Raw genomic sequence first — 17,749 nt, forward strand, 5'->3', positions numbered from 1 at the left:
GGGAGCCTGAACGGGGACAGGGGCTGAAGCGGGGACCGGATCGACGGCCGGGACGGGGGCAGGGGCAGGGGCAGGGTCGACGGCGCGGACGGGAACCGCCGTTGTTTCATTCATGTCCATGGTTTAGCGCTCCTCGACGTTGACGGGCTGGTTTGACGTGCTGCCAAGCTTGACCGATTTGACGTTGAGGCGGTTGGCGAAGCGCCCCAGCAGCCACGACGCGAACATGGTGAGGCACAGGTAGATCACGCTCGTCACGAGCGCCGCCTCGAACTTGGCGTAGTAGATGCCGCCCACGGTGGTGGTGGCGAACATGAGGTCAAAAGTACCGATGACGGACAGCACCGACGAGTCCTTGATGTTGATGACGAGCTCGTTTGACAGGCCGGGGATCGCGAACTTGACGCCCTGGGGAAAGACGACCGTCCGCATGGCCTCCCATTGGGAGAGGCCGAGCGAGCGGGCCGCCTCCGTCTGCCCCGCGTCGACCGACTCGATGCCACCGCGCAGGACCTCCATCATGTAGGCCGTGGAGTTGAGCACGATGGTGACGAGGCCCGCCGTGAAGGTGCTCCAGATGGCGTTGATCTGCGTGGTGGTGAGGTTGGTCATCTTGAACAGGCCGAACACGCCAAAGAAGATGATCATGGCTTGCACCATCATGGGCGTGCCGCGCACCACGGTGCTGTACACGCGGGCAAAGCCGCTGCCCACGACCTTCCAAAACCGAACGAAGTCGTTGTCGGACCGGTCGATGACCTGCATGCGCAAAAACACCAGGAGCAGGGCGAGGAAAAACGCGATTACCGTTCCGAACACCGCCAGGGCCACCGTGGTCTTAAAGCCCGAGAAAAAGATGGCCCGGCTGTTGTAGAGCATGAAGAGCATGCTCTCGAGCATGGAGGTGGGGCGCGACTGCGCGGTGGTGGCGACCTCCCAGGCCGAGGCGAGGCCGCAGCCGATGCGATCGACGGCGAGCAGGGCGGTGATGGCGCACACGACGTACGAGCCGTAGCGCAAGGCGTGCGCGACCGCCGGGCGCGTGAAGGGCGACACCCGGGCATAGGTCTTCCACGCGGCCAGCTTGAACACCAGCGCCACGGCGCTCAGCGCGACCCACGCCACAAGCAGGTAGTACATGGCGACTTCGAGCGTGTACGCGCCGGCCAAAAAGCTCAAGGCGGGTCGCGGCTGGCTGGACAGCGCCATGCCCAGCGCCGCGATCGCGCTCGTGCCCAGCAGCACGTAGCGATGGTCTGCGCGTATGAATGAGATGAGCTTGGCGCGCCGGGTACCCTCCGCGCCAGATAGGATGGAGGTCATGCTCTCTCCCCTAGTTCCGAGATATGGCCTTACGGGCGCGCGCGGACCATGCGGCCCGTCGCGCGCCCGTAAGGCACAGCGATTGTGCGGGTGATGAGATCTGCGCAAGCCTTACGCGGGCTGGCGATCCATGCAAGCGGACCACATGTCCTGGCGCTGCTCATCGTCGATGCCGTCGATGATCTCGTTGACCTGGTCGAGGATGGCCTTGTTCTCATTGGCAACCGCGGCGTTATCGGGCATGAGGGAATCCTCGAAGGAGTCCTCCATATCGAGCACGACGAGGTCGTGATACACCTCGAGGAGCTTGGGAGCGGAGAGCATGGAATAGGTGATGATGTCGCACGTACCGTTCATCAGGTTCTCGACGACCATGGGCTGCGTCTCAGCAGGCGTCATATGGTTGACGTCAGGAATCTGCTCGATCACGTCGTCGTACATGGTCGCCGCCTGGCCGAGAATCGAGGCACCCGCAAGCTCGTCGAACGTCGTGGCGCCCGCGTAGGCGGAGTCGTTCTTGCAGATCATGACGATGTCGTCGTCGACGTAGGAATCGGAGAACGCGGCGGCATCGGCACGCTCGGGCGTGATGGACATGCCGGCGCACACGATGTCGATCTGGCCGCTGTTGAGCGCATCGATGAGCGAGCCGAACTCGAGCTTGACCGCGACGGGCTCCATGCCCAGGCCCTCGGCGATGATCTTGGCAACCTGAACGTCATAGCCGTCGGCAAAGGCGCCGGAGACGTTCTCGATGGGGATGGTGTACTCGGACTCCTCAGACACCTGCCAGTTGTACGGGGCGTACGCGGCCTCCATGCCAACGCGCAGCGTCTTGCCGTCGCCCAGTTGGGCCGTCGTCGCGGCGTCTGCGGCGCTGCCGCTCTCGTCGCCACCCTGGGGAGCCGGGCCGCAGCCCGCGAGGAACATCATGCCTCCCATGCCCAATGCAGCCATGCCCGAGAGCTTGAGAAAATCCCTGCGGGAGCGCATGGCAGGCTGGATAGTTGCAGATACAGTCTCGTGAGTCATGATGATACCTCCTGTTGTAGACTGAGACCCCTTCCGCACGACGCAACCAGAGGGGGCCCATCCCCCTCTCCCTTGCAACTTAATGCGTGAAAGTTCCGCGTGCTGCAGGGCAGAATACTCCACTAAACAGGAGTGCTCCCATGCGATATACCAAGAAATCGTTTAGTTACATTTGTTATTCGTTTTTATGAATATGATTTGCCGCACAGGCATGCGACGCGCGAAAGAAGCTGCCACCGCGTTACGGCGCCGACATCGCACGCGCCGCGACGGCCGTCAAGCTATACAATACCGGCGGACAAGACTCGTCGCGATGCCGGCAGACCGGGCGCGACAACGGTGGGCGAGGCCAACCATCATGCAGGCACACCAGGCGCTATGCAGGCAGGCCAGTCGCGATGCCGGCGGACAAGGTCAGTCGCGCCACGACCCGAAACGAAAGGACCCTATGCTTCCCTCGTATCTCTCCGACACCAACCTGGACTCGATCAAGCTCGTCGCCACGGACATGGACCTCACCCTGCTCGCGGACGATAAATCCATGCCCGCCGGCGTGGACGAGCGCATCGATGCGCTCGCGAAAAACGGCGTGCTCTTCTGCGCCGCGAGCGGTCGCCCGGCGCTCGCCCTGCGCGAGTCCTTCCCCGCACATCACCAGGACATGGCGCTCGTGGCCGACAACGGAGCCTCGGTCTACCTGCGCGACGAACTCGTCTACCGCGACCTCATCGATCGCGACCTGTACCACGAGGTGCTCGCCCTCGCCACGGCAACTGAGGGCAGCGTGCCCGTGCTGTGCGCCTTTGACGACGCCTATGTGCTCGAGCGCGACCGCTGCCACGAGGATGTCGTCAGCATCTATTACCGTTCCATCACCTACGTCGAATCCTTCGAGGAGCTCGACGTCGACTCCAACAAGATCTCGATCTACTTCCCGGGTTGGGACAGCAAGCAAAAGAACGACGAGGTGTACTCGCCCGCATTCGCGTCGCGCTTGTACCTGACGTGCGCGGGCAACGAGTGGCTCGACTTCATGAACATCGGCGTCGACAAGGGCTCGGGCATCCGGCACCTCGCCCAGCACCTGGGCATCGACCTGTCCGACATCGCCGCGTTCGGCGACACCTACAACGACATCCCCATGCTCGACATCGTGGGCCACAGCTACGTGATGGCAAACGCCGCCGAGCACATGCACGACCACGGCAAATTCCTCGCACCCAGCAACAACGAGGCGGGCGTGCTGACCGTGATCGACCATATCGTCGACGTGATGGGCGCCAAACCCGAGCCCGTTGCCGCAAATCAAGCGAAAAGGTAACGAAATTCAGAGAGGGTCAAGTATACGAGGGTTTCCCTTCCTTGCGAACTGGGTTTTTGCCCTCCAAAACGGCCGTCTACTCGGGGAGTCTCATTGTTCGTTACCTTTTCGCCCGATTTGCGGCAGGAGGATCGGAAAAGAGGGGATTGCGGGCAAAAAATCCGGGCCGGCGAAAGCCGGCCCGGAACAGAAATACACATGTTTAACGGGAAAAGCGATTGAGATGGTACACACCGTGCGAAATATCGGCGTCCGCGCGAAACCTCCACGAACAAAGGTTGCGCTATCATGGGCGCGCATCGCGCGAAATATCGACGTCCGCGCGGGACTGTGGACGATTTCTTATGCCTACACCGCATAGCCCAGCGCGAGCCGGTATCGCGTCACGAAAAGTGGTGTAGGGCCGTTCCCCGGGGCCGCAGCCATACCCCCCATGCTACGCCGCCATACGCCTCCCGTCGGACGCACCCCCACAACATCAAAAATCGGGGCGCTTGCGCATCCAAAACGCAAGCGCCCCGACCGTTGAACCTCAATCGCTAAAAAGCTGCGCCTCGGTCCGGATTAATCTCGCCTTAACCCAGAATTACTTCCCTCAGCCCAGAACTACTTCGCCTCAGCCCAGGTCTCGCCCACGCTCGCGTCCGCGATGAGCGGGACGCGCAGCTGGGCCACGCCCTCCATCTCCTCGCGCACCATGGCCACCAGGGCGTCGACCTCACCCACCGGGCACTCGAAGTCGAGCTCGTCGTGCACCTGCAAGATCATCTTGGCGGCAAAACCCTCGGTGCGCAGGCGCTCGGCGACGCGCACCATGGCGATCTTGATGATATCGGCGGCCGAGCCCTGCATGGGGTGGTTCATCGCCGTGCGCTCGCCGAACATGCGCTGCGCCGGCACGCGCAGCTCCGGGATGGGGCGGCGACGTCCGTACATGGTCTCCGCGTAGCCCGTCTGCTTGGCAAAGGCAACCGTCTCGTCCAAATAGGTGCGCACGCCGGGATACGCGCGGAAATACGCGTCAATCATCTCGCGCGCCTCCGCCATGGGGATGTCGAGCGCCTGCGACAAACCATAGGCCTGCTGGCCGTACACGATGCCAAAGTTCACCGCCTTAGCGCGGCTGCGCAGCTGCGGCGTGACCTCCTCGACCGGCACGCCGAACACGCGCGCCGCGGTCTCGGCATGGAAGTCCTCACCCTCGTTGAACGCGCCCACCAGGTGCTCGTCGCCCGAGAGGTGCGCCAGCAGCCTGAGCTCGATCTGGGAGTAGTCGATGGCGACGAAGACCGAGCCCTCCTCGACCGAGAACGCCTTCTTGACGGCGTGGCCCAGCTCGGAACGGGTGGGGATGTTCTGCAGGTTGGGGTTGGAGCTCGACAGGCGCCCGGTGGCGGTGATGGTCTGGTTGTACGTGGTGTGCACGCGCCCGTCCGTCTCGCGCAGCGCGCCCAGCGTGTCCAGATACGTCGACTTGATCTTGGTGCGCTCGCGGTACTCCAAGATGAGGCGCACGATCTCGTAGTCCTTGGCCAGGTCCTCGAGGACCTTGGCGTTGGTGGAGTAATAGCCGCGCTGGGTCTTTTTGAGCCCCGCGGTGGGCAAGCCGAGCTTGTCGAACAGGACGCGGGACAGCTGCATGGGGCTGGAGAGGTTGAACTCCTCGCCGCCCGCAAGCTCGCGGATGCGGTCGGAGAGCTCCGCGATCTGGCCCGAGAGCTCCTCGGACTGCGCGGCGAGGCGCGCCGGGTCCACGTACATGCCCGCGCGCTCCATGGAGGCGAGCACGCGCACGAGCGGCATCTCGATCTTGGTGAAGATGTCCTCGGCGCCTTGGGCCTCGAGGGCGGCCGCAAGCGGTTCGCGCAGGATGCGGGCGAGCCATGCACTCCGGGCGGCGGCACTCGGCGCATCCGCGGGCGCGCCGTCCTCCCCAGCCGCCGCAGGGAGCGCGGCATGGAGATAGGTCTCGGCTAGGTGCGCGTCGGCGAAGTCCGAGCGCACGGAATCGAGCAGGTACGCGGCAACGACCGTGTCGAACAGGCGCGCGGGGTCAGCATCGAGCGGGTCCATAAGTTCCGGCTCGCTCGAGTCGACCGGCGAGAGCACGTGCAGCAGCGCCTTGACGTCCGAGGAAACCACGGAGCCCTTGGCGAACAGAAGGCCCAGCACGCCGGGGATGACGCCGTGAGAGCAGTCGATGTCGGTGGCGAACACGCCGCAGGGGCCGATGGGCTCCTCGAACGAGAGCAGCGCCCGGTCGGTGGCGACCCATAGGCGGCGCGTCATGCCAAACAGGGCGTCGGCCTCCTTGTCGTCCTCCATGGCGACGCCGAGCCATTCGCCCGCCTCGAGGGCGCGCATCAGCTCATCGAAGCAGGCATTCATCTCAGCGCTTTCACGATTGCTTTCAGCCTCATCAAAAGCCCTGGAGGCGTCGAGGGACACCCGCAGGACCTCGGGCAGCTCGAGCTTCGAGACCGCAGCCTGCGACGCGGCGGCGTCGCCCAAAAGCGCCAGGAACCGATTCTGCATGGCCATGATGCCCAGGGCGCCCAACGCCGCGGAGACGGAGGCGGCGTCATAGGCCGGGAAGGACACCTCGTCCAAGTCGCACTCGACCGGCGCGTCCGTCATGATCGTGGCGATCTTGCGCGAGACGAGCGCGTCGTCGATGTGCGCGCGCAGGCTCTCGCCCATCTTGCCCTTGACCTCGTCGGCATGGGCGATGACCTCGTCCAAGCTGCCGTATTGCACGATGAGCGCGCTCGCCTTCTTGGGACCGATGCCCGGCACGCCGGGGATGTTGTCGGAGCTATCGCCCTTGAGGCCGTAAAAGTCGGGCACGAGCTCGGGCGTGATGCCGTGGTACAGGTCGTCCACGCTCTCGGGCGTCATGATGGCGATGTCGGACAGGCCCTTGCGCGTGGATACCACATGCACGTGGTCGGTCACGAGCTGGTACATGTCGCGGTCGCCCGTGACGAGGTACATGTCGCAGCCGGCAGCCTCGCCGCGGCGGGCGAGCGTTCCCAAGATGTCGTCGCCCTCCCAGCCCTCGAGCTCGACCACGGGCACGGACAGGCTCGCGAGTAGCTCCTTGATCATGGGAAACTGAGCGCGCAGGTTGGGGTCCATGGGAGGGCGCTGCGCCTTGTACTGCGGCAGCATCTCCATGCGGACCTTCGGGTGCCCCTTGTCGAAGGCGCACACCACGCCGTCCGGCGAGAACTCATCCACCATCTTGAGGAACATGTTGAGGAAGCCGAACACCGCGTTGGTGGGACTGCCGTCCGGCGCGTTCATGGTGGGGGGCACGGCATGGAAGGCGCGGTGCATGAGCGAGTTGCCGTCGATGACGGCGATCACGCGGCGGTCGCGAGCCGCGGAAGCGCTATCTGACATGGGGAAGACCTCATTTCGTCGTGGTACGCATCCAGTCTACCCCACCGGGCGGACGCCTTGCCGTCGATGTGCAAAAGGGCACCTCAGATTGGCACCCGTCCCTCATGTGAGGCGGCACCTCAATTTGGGGACAGGCACCAATCTGAGGTGCGAACGGCTCGGGATACGGTGAGCTTAGTTGAACTTGAAGATCTTGGAGGCGAGGTGGTACATGCCGATGGTGGTCTTTTCGCCCATCTTGCCGGGCAGGTTGGTGCCCCAGCCGATCACGCCGTGACGGGCCTTGCGGTACATCTTCTCGTCGTAGGCGCGCAGGTCGCCCCACAGGGCGGTGAGCTCGTCGTCGATCCCCGGCTTGTCGGACAGCTTGGTGAACACCGAGCAGATGGCCATCATCATGGTGAAGTAGCCCATCATGTAGGAGCGCAGCTTTTCCTGCGGCACGTCCTCGTACAGGTGGTAGCTCTCCATCATGATGCGCGTGATGCGGTACTGCTGGTCCAGGCGCTTGACCATGGTGGCCTCGTTGACGCTCTGACCCTCGCGGCCGATGAAGTAGCGGTACAGGTCGATGTCGGCGTAATAGAGCGTCTTGCAGTTGGGCAGCGGCACGTAGGCGTAGATGTTGTCCACGTAGAACGTGTGCGGCGGCATGGGGAGCTCGTGGGCGCGCAGCACGTCGGTGCGGTAGCACAGCGAGTGCATGAGCAGGTTCTGGTCAAAGCGGAACCGGCCGATGTCGTCCCACGTGAAGACCTTCTTGCGCGGCAGGGCCATGCGATAGCTGATGGTGGTGTGCGTACCCTCGTGCACCTTCTCGTACACATAGTTCGAGATGAACAGGTCCACGCGCAGGTCGCGCTCCTCAAAACCGCGCAAAATGGTGAGCATGGTGGACAGCGCGCTGGCATCCAGCCAGTCGTCGGAGTCCACGACCTTGTAGTAGGTGCCGTGCGCCTCGCGCAGGCCCGCGCGAACGGCCATGCCGTGCCCGCCGTTCTCCTGGTGCACCACGCGAACGATGCCCGGGTAGCGCGCCTCCCACTCGTCGGCCTTGGAGCCCGTCTCGTCCTGGGACCCATCGTCCACGATGATGATCTCGACATCCGGGGCGTACTTGGAACCCTCGAGAATGGACGAGATGCAGTGGTCCATGTCCTTGGCGGCGTTGTAGCTGGGAATGCCAAAGGAGATGACCTTATGGCCCTCCCCCGCCGGAGTCACGGAAATCGTCTTGATGGGAAACGCGGCGCGGGCCGCCTCGATATCGTAGGCCGCCGCGGGCGAGGTCTGTTCGAAATTAGGCATGGCAGGCAATGATCTCGTCTGAGAGGTTGAGGGCGGAGGCGGTCACGGCATCCATGTCGTAGTAGCGGTACTCGGCAAGGCGGCCGACCGGGTGGAAGTTCGTGATGTGGCGCACGCGCTCGAGGTAGCGTCCGTAGAGCTTGCGGTTGTCCGGGTCGAGGATCGCGTAGTACGGCGTCTGGCCGCTGCCCGGCTCGTAGGCATGGCTGTACTCGCGCATGATGGTGGTCTTGCCCGGAAGCTCCTGGCCGGTCATGTTCTTGAACTCGGTGATGCGCGTGAAGTCCTCGGAAACCGTGTAGTTCACGGTGCCCACGGGCTGGAACTGGTCCACGTCGAGGGTCTCGAACTCCATGTCGAGCGTGCGGTACGGCAAGGCGCCCAGGTCGAGGTCGAACAGCTCGTCGAGCGGGCCGGTGTAGACGACCTCGCCGCCGTACACGTTGCCGCACACCTTGACCGTGGTCTCGTCGAGCTCGAAGATGTCGCGCGCGTCGACGCCGCAGAACACGTCGATGCAGTCGTGGTCGAGCATGTTCTCGAAGAGCGCGGTGTAGCCCTCGGCGGGCATGCCCTGGAAGGGCGCCTGCGGGAAGTAGCGGTCGTCGTCGCCCACGAACACGGGGACGCGCGCGGTGACGGAGGGGTCGATCTGGTCGGGAGTCTGGCCCCACTGCTTCATGGTGTAGTGGAGGAAGACGTTCTCGTACACGTAGTCGGCGACCTCTGCCAGGTCGGGGTCGTTCTTCTCGCGCAACTGCAGGATGGGCACCTTGACGTCCTTGCCAAAGGTGTCGATGAGCTTGTTGTAGAGCTCCTCGCCGCGCTCCTCGCCAAAGGCGAGCAGCAGGCTCTTGTGGTTGAAGGGCACCGGCATGAGCGTGCCGTGCACGTTGGCGAGCACCTTGTGCTGGTAGTCCGTCCACTCGGTGAAGCGCGAGAGGAAGTTGTGCACGTTCTCGCTGAACGTATGGTAGATGTGCGGTCCGTACATGTGGACCAGCACGCCCGCCTCGTCGTAGTAGTCGTATGCGTTGCCGGCGATGTGATCGCGGCGCTCGAGGACGGCGACACGGAAGCCGACGGTCTCGGCGAGGCGGCGGGCGCACACGGCGCCGGCGTATCCCGCGCCGACGACGATCATGTCGTAAGCACTCGGGTTGAAATCCTCCGGGAGACCGAAAGTGATCTGCATGACAGCTCCTTGCAGGTGGTGGCGGCATCCGTTCCTATGAGGCGATGCGCGGGGCCGCCATGACCCGCATATCGCGTTTTCATCCAAACGATTATACCGGTCGAGTCCTATAATTACCCCTGTCACACCAATAATGCTCATCGCGACGCGCAAAGAGGCGATGGGCAGGTCGCATTGAGGAGCGTACATGAGCGATTTCCTGACCCGCATGAAGGCCGCCGCCAAGGCCGACAAGAAGACCGTCGTCCTCCCCGAGGGCGAGGACCAGCGCACCATCGACGCCGCCAAGATCATCGTCGAGGAGGACCTCGCCAACCTGGTCATCCTGGGCGACCCCGACAAGATCGACCTGCCGGGCGTCACCGTGATCGACCCCAAGTGCGGCCCCAAGCACGAGGAGTACGCGCAGAAGTTCGCCGAGCTGCGCGCCAAGAAGGGCGTGACCATCGAGCAGGCCCGCGCCCAGATGAACGACGCCACCTACTACGGCACCATGATGGTCAAGATGGGCGACGCCGACGGCCTCGTGTCCGGCGCGTGCCACTCCACCGCCGACACCCTGCGCCCCGCGCTGCAGATCCTGAAGACCGCCCCGGGCACCAAGCTCGTCTCGGCGTTCTTCATCATGTGCACGAGCACCCCGCAGTTCGGCACCGACGGCACGCTGATCTTCGCCGACTGCGGCCTGAACATCAACCCCACCTCCGACGAGCTGTCCGAGATCGCCATCGCGAGCGCCAAGAGCTGGCAGACCTTCATGGGCGGCGCCGAGCCGCACGTGGCCATGCTCTCCTACTCCACCATGGGCTCCGCCGGCGGCGAGGTCGCCAAGAAGGTCCAGGAGGCCGTCGCCTTCTGCAAGGAGAAGGCGCCCGAGGTGCCCATTGACGGCGACCTGCAGCTCGACGCCGCCATCGTGCCCACCGTGGCCCAGCTCAAGGCCCCGGGCTCCCCGGTCGCCGGCAAGGCCAACGTGCTCGTGTTCCCCGACCTCGAGGCCGGCAACATCGGCTACAAGCTGGTGCAGCGCTTCGCGGGCGCCGAGGCGTACGGCCCCATCCTGCAGGGCATCGCCAAACCGGTGAACGACCTGTCCCGCGGCTGCTCCGCCGAGGACATCGTGGGCGTCGTGGCCATCACGGCGGTCCAGGCCCAGATGGCCGAGTAGCCGCCAGACGGCCGAAAGACCAAGCCCCGCACAAGCCCCGCGGCATCGCAGCGCCTCGCGCCGACACCGCGGGGCTTTTTTGCGCCGCTCGCGGTGCGCCTCGTCTACATTGCCGCGCGGCAGGGTACAGAACCTACAACGGATGCCAAGGCGAGAGAAAGGGGCACCCATGCTGTTCAAGAACGTTTTGGTTCCCTTCGATGAGTCCGAGCACGCGCAGGCGGCGCTGCATTTGGCCATCGACCTCGTGGGGGACGACCCGGGCGCGACCATCCACGTCGTCACGGTGGTCTCGAACGACATCATGCCGCCCTCGATGATCTCCGCCTCCGGCGCGTTCGGCGAGGCCCCCGTCGACTACAGCACCTACGAGTCGTTCCTCTCCGCCATCGCCGAGCGCTCCGACCACGACCTGCACGACAGCATCGACAGCCTGCTCGGGCAGGACGCGCGGACGCTCCAGGCAAAGCTCGTCGTCGACACGCGCCTGGCGCCCTCGCCCGTCGACGGCATCAGCACCTACGCCAGCGACCATTGCTGCGACCTCATCATCATGGGTCGCCGCGGCCTTGGCGCGCTGCGCGGCATGCTCGGCAGCGTGAGCTACGGCGTCCTGCGCTCCTCCGACATCCCCGTCCTCACCGTCAAGTAGCCCATGCGCCCACATGGGCTCATGCGTCCCTTGCCCTATGAGCCCACACGGCCCATACGCTCACCTGGCTCATGTGCCCACAGGGTCATGCGCCCACACGGCACATGCGTCCACACGGCTCATGCGTTCACCTACAAAAGCGGCCCCTCGCGTTGAGAGGCCGCTTTGCTCAGGTAGCTGTAAGTCGCCGCCGCCTGAAATGGCGAGCCGGCGCTAGCGAGTCGGCATCAGCGAGTCGGCGCTACTTGGCGAGGCGCTCGACGTCCAGCGAAATCATATACTCCTCGTCCGTGGGGATGACCACGACGGTCACGCTGGAGCCGGCGGCGGAGATCACGCCGCCCTTGCCGCCCACGCACTCCTTGTTCTTGGCGCGGTCGACGCGGACGCCGAGCCACTCGAAGAACTCGCAGAACGCCTGACGGGTGGCCCAGTCGTTCTCGCCGATGCCGCCGGCGAAGGTGATGGTGTCCACGCCGGCCATGGAGAAGATCATGGAGCCGGAGTGCAGCATCGCCTTGTACGCGAACAGGTCGAGCGTGAACAGCGCCTTCTCGTCGCCCTTGAGGGCGGCCTCGCGGATATCGCGGGCATCGCTGGTCTTCTCATACATGGCCAGGATGCCGGACTGCTTGTTCATCATGGTGTCGACCTCGTCGGCCGTGTAGCCGCCCACGCGCTGCAGGTAGCACACGGTGGCGGGGTCGATGGAGCCGCAGCGGGTGCCCATCATGAGGCCGTCGAGCGGCGTGAGGCCCATCGTGGTGTCGCGGCAGACGCCGTCCTCGATGGCGCACAGGGAGCTGCCGTTGCCCAGATGGCAGGACAGCAGGCGGTGGCAGCGGTCGCCGAGCATCTCCTTGGCGGTCTTCCACTCGTAGCGGTGGCTCGTGCCGTGGGCGCCGTACTTGCGCACATGGTACTTCTCGCGGACCTCCTTGGGCAGCGGATAGGTGTAGGACATCTCGGGCATGCCCATGTGGAAGGAGGTGTCGAACACCGCGACGTTGGGGATGCTCGGGTAGGCCTCGCGGCAGAACTCGATGACGCCCGCCTCCGCGTAGTTGTGCAACGGGGCGAGCGGGGCGACCTCGTAGATCTTGGCGAGCACGTCATCGTCGACGAGCGCGGAATCGGTGAAGTGCCAGCCGCCCTGGACGATGCGGTGGCCGATGGCGTCCATCTCGAAGCCGTGCTCGTTGATGAGGTCGATGACCATGCGGACGGCGGTGCCGTGATCGGGCAGGACGACGGTCTCCTTGACCTTCTCGCCACCCTCGCTGTGGCCGAAAATGCCCTCCTCCAGGCCGATCTTCTCGCAGTTGCCCTTGGTGAAGATCTCGCGAGTCTTGGTGTTCATGAGCTGGAACTTGAGGCTCGAGCTACCTGCGTTGAGAACGAGGACGTTCATGGCACTCCCTAGAAATTGGCGCACGACGGAGCACTCCGGCGCGCGGGTCGAAACATTGCTCTTATCATAGCGCGAAAGCGCCCCCGGTGCGAAACGCGGGGCGGCCGCGCGGCGTGAAGCCGGTATGAGGTCGGAGCGGCTGGCGTGAAATCGAGACGCGACCGCCTGCGGACGAAAGCGGCGCCGGTCAATGAGGGCAACGATGCCGCACGGGGCCGATGGCGCCGGACGGGGCCATCGCCTCTGCTCCGGACAGGCGATGCCCCTGCACCGGGATGAGGCCGGCGCCTCCGAACGGAACCGACGGCGCCGCTATACGAGGCCCTCGCCCAACGGCTTGCCGCCGAGGACGTGCAGGTGGACGTGCATGACGGTCTGCCCCGCCGCCTCGCCCTTGTTCGAGATGACGCGGAAGCCCTCATCGAGGCCCTTGATGCGGGCGACCTCGGCGACGGCGTGCATCGTGGCCGCGAGCGTCTCGGCGGGAACGCCGTCGATGATGTTCTCGTAATGCGCCTTGGGGATCACCAGCGTGTGCACGGGCGCCTGCGGGTTGAGGTCGTCGAATGCGATGACCAGGTCGTCCTCGTAGACCACGGTGGACGGGATCTCGTGCGAGGCGATCTTGCAGAAGATGCAGCCGGACATGGGGGGGGTTCCTCTCAATCGTTCCCAACGGCTCCGGGACGCGATGCCCCTGAGCCGTCGCCATTCAACTTGATTATCGCACCGGATGCGCAGAGGGGACCCGGCCCCTCATGCCCATCTTGCAGATTGAGGGCTAAAGGTTGAGGGCGTCGGCGTCGCTGGCGGGCTCGCCGGGGACCAACTGATCGGTGCCGTCGACGTCCTGCAGCAGCACGGAGACCTTCTGCTCCGCATCGGCCAAACGTCCGCGCAGGCTCTTGAGGAGCTCAACGCCGCGGGTGTAGCTCTCGAGCGACTCCTCCAACTCCATGTCGCCGGACTCCAAGCTGCGAATGATGAGCTCGAGCTCGGTGGAGGCCTCCTTGTAGGTGAGCTCCTCGACGTTCTTGCGTTCTGCCATGTTGTTCTCCTTACTCACGCGCCGCATGGTGCGGCGGTCATGTCCATCAATCGTCGCGACCGGGCCGCGGGGCGAGCGACACCTCGTCCACCCGGGCGCGCACGTCGCCATCGGCCATGCGCACGCGCAGGCCATCGCCGGGGGCGAAGGACCCCGCAGAGGTCGCCACGCGCCCATCGCCGTCGTAGGCGATCGAGTAGCCGCGCGCGAGCACCTTGAGGGGCGAGAGCGCGTCGAGCGCCGCCGCGCTGCGCCCCAGGCTCGCGAGCGGCGCGCTCAGCAGCCGAGGACCCGTGGCGCGCAACTGCGACGTCGCCAGGTCGAGGGCGTGCCGCTTGCGTGCAAGGCCCGTCGTGCTCCCGACCAGGCGCGGGGCCATGCGCTCCAGGGAGGCCGCATGGCGCTCCAGGGAGCGATCGCACGCTTGGGCGAACCGATCGGATGTCTGCGCCAGCTCGGCGCGCCGACGGTCGACTACATGCGCGGGGTCCGCCAGGCAGGGACGCGACGCATAGCCCTCGATCGCCAACGAGAAGCGCCCGAGGAGCGCGGACGTCGCGCGACCGAGACGCGCCGCCCGGCCATCCAAATCGGCCGCCGCGGATGAGGTGATCGCGGACAGCGAGCGCTGCAGACGCTGCTCGCGCATATCCAGCACGTTCACTAGCTCCGCAAACTCGGGCGCCACCGACTCCGCGGCCGCCGTGGGCGTTGAGCAACGGCGATCGCTCACCATGTCGCAGATCGAGTTGTCGGGCTCGTGTCCTATGCCCGTCACCACGGGGACGGGACACGCTGCGACGGCGCGGGCAAGCTCCTCGTCATTGAACGTCATGAGGTCCTCGAACGACCCGCCACCGCGCACGAGCAGGATGCAGTCGGGCGCGGGTGTGATGGCGGCCGCGCGGCGCAGGCCCTCGATGAGCTCAGCCGGGGCACCTTCGCCCTGCACCTTCGCCCCCACGCAGATGACCTCGACGAGCGGGTTGCGCCGGCGCAGCGTGCGTTTCACGTCGTTGACGACCGCGCCGGACAGCGAGGTGACGACCGCCACTCGGGTGCAGAACACCGGAATGCGCCGTTTGCGCTCGGGCTCCATGAGCCCCTCGCGTCGCAGCCGCTCCGCGAGCTGCGCCACCTGCTGGCGCAGCAAGCCCTCACCCGCCAGCGTGAACGAGCTCGCCTTGAAGCTCATCTTCCCCGTGGGCTTGTAAAGATCGAACGTGCCGGTGAACAGCACCTGCAGCCCGTCGCGCAAATCGAAGGCGCGCTTGTCGTAGGTGCCCTTCCACACGATGCAGTCGAGCGCCGCCGATTCGTCCTTGATTTGGAAATAGCAGTGCCCGCTGCGCGCGTTGGGGCCGCGAAACCCCGTGACCTCGCCGAGCACCGTGATCTTGGGCACCCCGTGCAGGGCGCCCGCCGCAAGCTCCGCCGCCTGCGAGACGGACAGGGCGTCATCCTCGCCCGCGGCGCTCGGGGGCGCCGGCGGCTTTTCGGCCGTCAGGTTCCAAACGTTCAAGAGCAGTCCCCCTCTCCTACCTCGTCATTCTTGGTTTGCCTATCGTATCGCGCCGTCCGGACAAAACATTTGCACGCACCTACCGGTCATCGTTCGTGCGGGCGAGCAGGTACAGCAGCTGCAAGATACTCGTGAGGGCCGCGGCGACGTAGGTGAGCGCCGCGGCGGTGAGCACCTTCTTGGCGCCGCGCACGTCGACCTCGCCCATGCCGGACTGCTCGATGTACGCGACGGCGCGACGGCTCGCATCGATCTCGACGGGGAGCGTGACGAGCTGGAACACCACGGAGAACGCGAAGAACACGATGGCGAGCGTGGTGAGGCCGGCGATGTTCATGAACAGGCCGAGCATAAGGACGAGCATCCAGGTGTTCTGGGTGAAGTTAACCACGGGCACGAGCGCAGTGCGGACCTTCATCATGGCGTAGCCATGCGCCTTCTGCGCGGCGTGACCGGCCTCGTGGCACGCGACGGCGACACTCGCCACCGAGCCGCCCGTCAGGTTCTCGCTCGAAAGGTGCAGACTGTTGTCGCGCGGGTCATAATGGTCGGTCAAGTGGCCGTTCACGCGCTTGATGTCCACCACTTGGCAGCCGTTGGCGTCGAGCATGCGACGCGCCACGTCGGCTCCGGTCGCGCCGGAGGCGGGCACGCGGCTCCACGTGCGGTACGTCGAGTTGATATAGCCCTGCGCCGCGAGGCCGATGACCGTCGACACCAGGACGAGCAGCATATATGCAGGGTCGAATCCAAATCCATAACCGTAGTAAGGCATGCGCGGTTCCTTTCAAGATGCGCCACGATACACATGGCATACCTTGTACCCAAAAAAGAAGTGCCCCGACATGCGTCGGGACACTTCGAGCACACTGTCCGAATCGGGTTGCGGCGACACGCAGCGCGCGCAACGCCCGCGCACACGCGGGGCGCACAGTACTCGCACACGCAGAGCACATCGCCTTCGCGCACAAGGCACATCACATCCGCATGCGCCGTGCGCACAACGTCCACACGCACGGGGCGCATCGCCTTCACACGCACCGTGCGCACAGCGCCTGCACGCGCACAACGCACGGGGCACCCTTCGCCCGAACCCCTTAGCTTAGAAGTCCGCGGCGCCCTCGCTCGCCATCCACTCGGCCTGGAACTCGGCATAGCGGCCGTCGATGATCGCCTGACGGGCGCGACGCATGAGGTCGAGCAGGAAGTAGATGTTGTGCTGGGACAGCAGGATGCCGCCGAGCATCTCCTTTTGCGTGACCATGTGGCGAATAAGCGCGCGCGAGTACCCGCCCGTGCACACTGGGCACGTGCACTTCTCGTCGATGGGACGCGGGTCCTTGGCAAACTTGGCATTCTTGAGGTTCATGCGACCCTGACTCGAGAACGCGGTGCCCATGCGGCCGGTACGCGTGGGCAGAACGCAGTCGAACATGTCGATGCCGCAACCCACGCCGCGCACGAGCGTGGTGGGGTTGCCCACGCCCATGAGGTAGCGAGGCTTGAGGCGCGGCATGTGCTCGGACACGAGTGGCTCAAGCGTCTCGAACATGACCTCGTGGGGCTCGCCCACAGAATAGCCGCCGATGCCGTAGCCGGGGAAGTCGCCGATCTCCTCGAGGTGCTTGAGCGAGCGCAGGCGCAGGTCCAGGTGCATGCCGCCCTGCACGATGCCGAACAGCGCCTGGTCATCGCGGGTGTGCGCCTTGTAGCAGCGCTCGGCCCATATGCTGGAGAGCTCGACGGCGCGCTCCACGAACTTGCGCGTGGCGGGGTAGCCCGGGCACTGGTCGAGCTGCATGCAGATGTCGCTACCGAGTTTCATGGCGATGTCCATGTTGTCCTCGGGCGTCCAGAACACATGGGAGCCGTCGTAGTCGGTAGCAATGAAGCGCACGCTCTCGTCAGTGAGCTTGACGGCGTCGGAGTGGGAGAAGATCTGGAAGCCGCCGGAATCCGTGAGGATAGGGCCATGCCAGTTCATGAAAGTATGCAGGCCGCCGAGCTCGGCGATGGTGTCCGCACCGGGGCGCATGGCCAGGTGGTAGGTGTTGGCGAGCACGATCTGGGCGCCCAGGTCCTTGACCGTCTCGGTGGGGATGCCCTTGACGTTGGCCTTGGTGCCCACGGGCATGAAAATGGGGGTCTCGATGTCGCCGTGCGGCGTATGCAGGACGCCCGCGCGCGCGTGCGTCTTGGGATCCTCGGCGACGATCTCGTATTTAAACAGGGACTGATCCATATGCGGCTCCTCGGCCATCCAGCACCTCGCGCGCTCGGCACGCCGACCGCACGGGTCCCGGCGCGGAATCTCGCGCGGGGCGTATCCCCAAGCTGCGCGTTTCAACAGGCGCCTATTGTACT

At 65.1% G+C, this 17,749-nt stretch carries 14 protein-coding genes; 3 read left to right on the forward strand and 11 right to left on the reverse strand.

The window, feature by feature from the left end; translation table 11 throughout:
- Positions 1 to 123: 123 nt before the first annotated feature.
- Positions 124 to 1,323 carry an amino acid ABC transporter permease gene (locus tag LK434_RS04765; protein WP_006720403.1) on the reverse strand — a complete coding sequence of 400 codons (1,200 nt, stop codon included), beginning with the start codon at positions 1,321 to 1,323 and terminating at the stop codon, positions 124 to 126.
- A 111-nt stretch (positions 1,324 to 1,434) separates the two neighbouring features.
- Complete coding sequence (locus LK434_RS04770) at positions 1,435 to 2,355, reverse strand: transporter substrate-binding domain-containing protein (protein ID WP_227917874.1); 921 nt, start codon at positions 2,353 to 2,355, stop codon at positions 1,435 to 1,437.
- 448 nt (positions 2,356 to 2,803) lie between these two features.
- On the opposite strand from LK434_RS04770, the gene LK434_RS04775 reads away from it, so the two are divergent.
- A complete protein-coding gene (locus LK434_RS04775) occupies positions 2,804 to 3,676 on the forward strand; it encodes an HAD family hydrolase (protein WP_148334494.1) in 873 nt (290 codons plus the stop codon).
- Positions 3,677 to 4,282: 606 nt separating this feature from the next.
- Here the strand turns inward: LK434_RS04775 and polA are convergent.
- From polA to glf, 3 genes are all read right to left on the reverse strand, one after another.
- Entirely contained in the window at positions 4,283 to 7,081 is a 2,799-nt protein-coding gene (gene polA / locus LK434_RS04780; RefSeq protein WP_006720399.1) for a DNA polymerase I, read from the reverse strand.
- Between the two features lie 174 nt (positions 7,082 to 7,255).
- A complete protein-coding gene (locus LK434_RS04785; protein WP_006720398.1) occupies positions 7,256 to 8,389 on the reverse strand; it encodes a glycosyltransferase family 2 protein in 1,134 nt (377 codons plus the stop codon).
- On the reverse strand, positions 8,382 to 9,584 hold the full coding sequence (glf, locus tag LK434_RS04790) for a UDP-galactopyranose mutase (protein ID WP_006720397.1): 1,203 nt from the start codon (positions 9,582 to 9,584) through the stop codon (positions 8,382 to 8,384). The genes LK434_RS04785 and glf overlap by 8 nt, the downstream gene beginning before the upstream one ends.
- A 187-nt stretch (positions 9,585 to 9,771) precedes the next feature.
- Here glf and pta point away from each other — a divergent pair, with 187 nt between their 5' ends.
- Together pta and LK434_RS04800 are read left to right on the forward strand one after the other, a co-directional pair.
- Positions 9,772 to 10,752 (forward strand): phosphate acetyltransferase, encoded by a 981-nt coding sequence (gene pta / locus LK434_RS04795; RefSeq protein ID WP_006720396.1) that lies wholly within the window; start codon positions 9,772 to 9,774, stop codon positions 10,750 to 10,752.
- Positions 10,753 to 10,921: 169 nt separating this feature from the next.
- The gene (locus LK434_RS04800; RefSeq protein ID WP_006720395.1) at positions 10,922 to 11,404 is read left to right on the forward strand and encodes a universal stress protein; all 483 of its coding nucleotides are present in this window, start codon (positions 10,922 to 10,924) and stop codon (positions 11,402 to 11,404) included.
- A 241-nt stretch (positions 11,405 to 11,645) separates the two neighbouring features.
- On the opposite strand, the gene LK434_RS04805 is transcribed toward LK434_RS04800, so the two are convergent.
- From LK434_RS04805 to tgt, 6 genes are all read right to left on the reverse strand, one after another.
- A complete protein-coding gene (locus tag LK434_RS04805; RefSeq protein WP_006720394.1) occupies positions 11,646 to 12,815 on the reverse strand; it encodes an acetate/propionate family kinase in 1,170 nt (389 codons plus the stop codon).
- A 312-nt stretch (positions 12,816 to 13,127) separates the two neighbouring features.
- Entirely contained in the window at positions 13,128 to 13,463 is a 336-nt protein-coding gene (locus LK434_RS04810; protein ID WP_040360548.1) for an HIT family protein, read from the reverse strand.
- 133 nt (positions 13,464 to 13,596) lie between these two features.
- Positions 13,597 to 13,863 (reverse strand): exodeoxyribonuclease VII small subunit, encoded by a 267-nt coding sequence (xseB, locus tag LK434_RS04815; protein ID WP_040360547.1) that lies wholly within the window; start codon positions 13,861 to 13,863, stop codon positions 13,597 to 13,599.
- 46 nt (positions 13,864 to 13,909) lie between these two features.
- Positions 13,910 to 15,385 carry an exodeoxyribonuclease VII large subunit gene (xseA, locus tag LK434_RS04820; RefSeq protein WP_227917876.1) on the reverse strand — a complete coding sequence of 492 codons (1,476 nt, stop codon included), beginning with the start codon at positions 15,383 to 15,385 and terminating at the stop codon, positions 13,910 to 13,912.
- Between the two features lie 79 nt (positions 15,386 to 15,464).
- On the reverse strand, positions 15,465 to 16,160 hold the full coding sequence (locus LK434_RS04825; RefSeq protein ID WP_040360546.1) for a zinc metallopeptidase: 696 nt from the start codon (positions 16,158 to 16,160) through the stop codon (positions 15,465 to 15,467).
- A gap of 327 nt (positions 16,161 to 16,487) precedes the next feature.
- Positions 16,488 to 17,627, reverse strand: coding sequence for a tRNA guanosine(34) transglycosylase Tgt (tgt, locus tag LK434_RS04830; RefSeq protein ID WP_040360545.1), 1,140 nt, complete (start codon positions 17,625 to 17,627; stop codon positions 16,488 to 16,490).
- Positions 17,628 to 17,749 lie beyond the last annotated feature (122 nt).

It is taken from the genome of Collinsella stercoris DSM 13279, assembly GCF_020735465.1.
GTDB classification, from domain to species: Bacteria; Actinomycetota; Coriobacteriia; order Coriobacteriales; family Coriobacteriaceae; genus Collinsella; species Collinsella stercoris.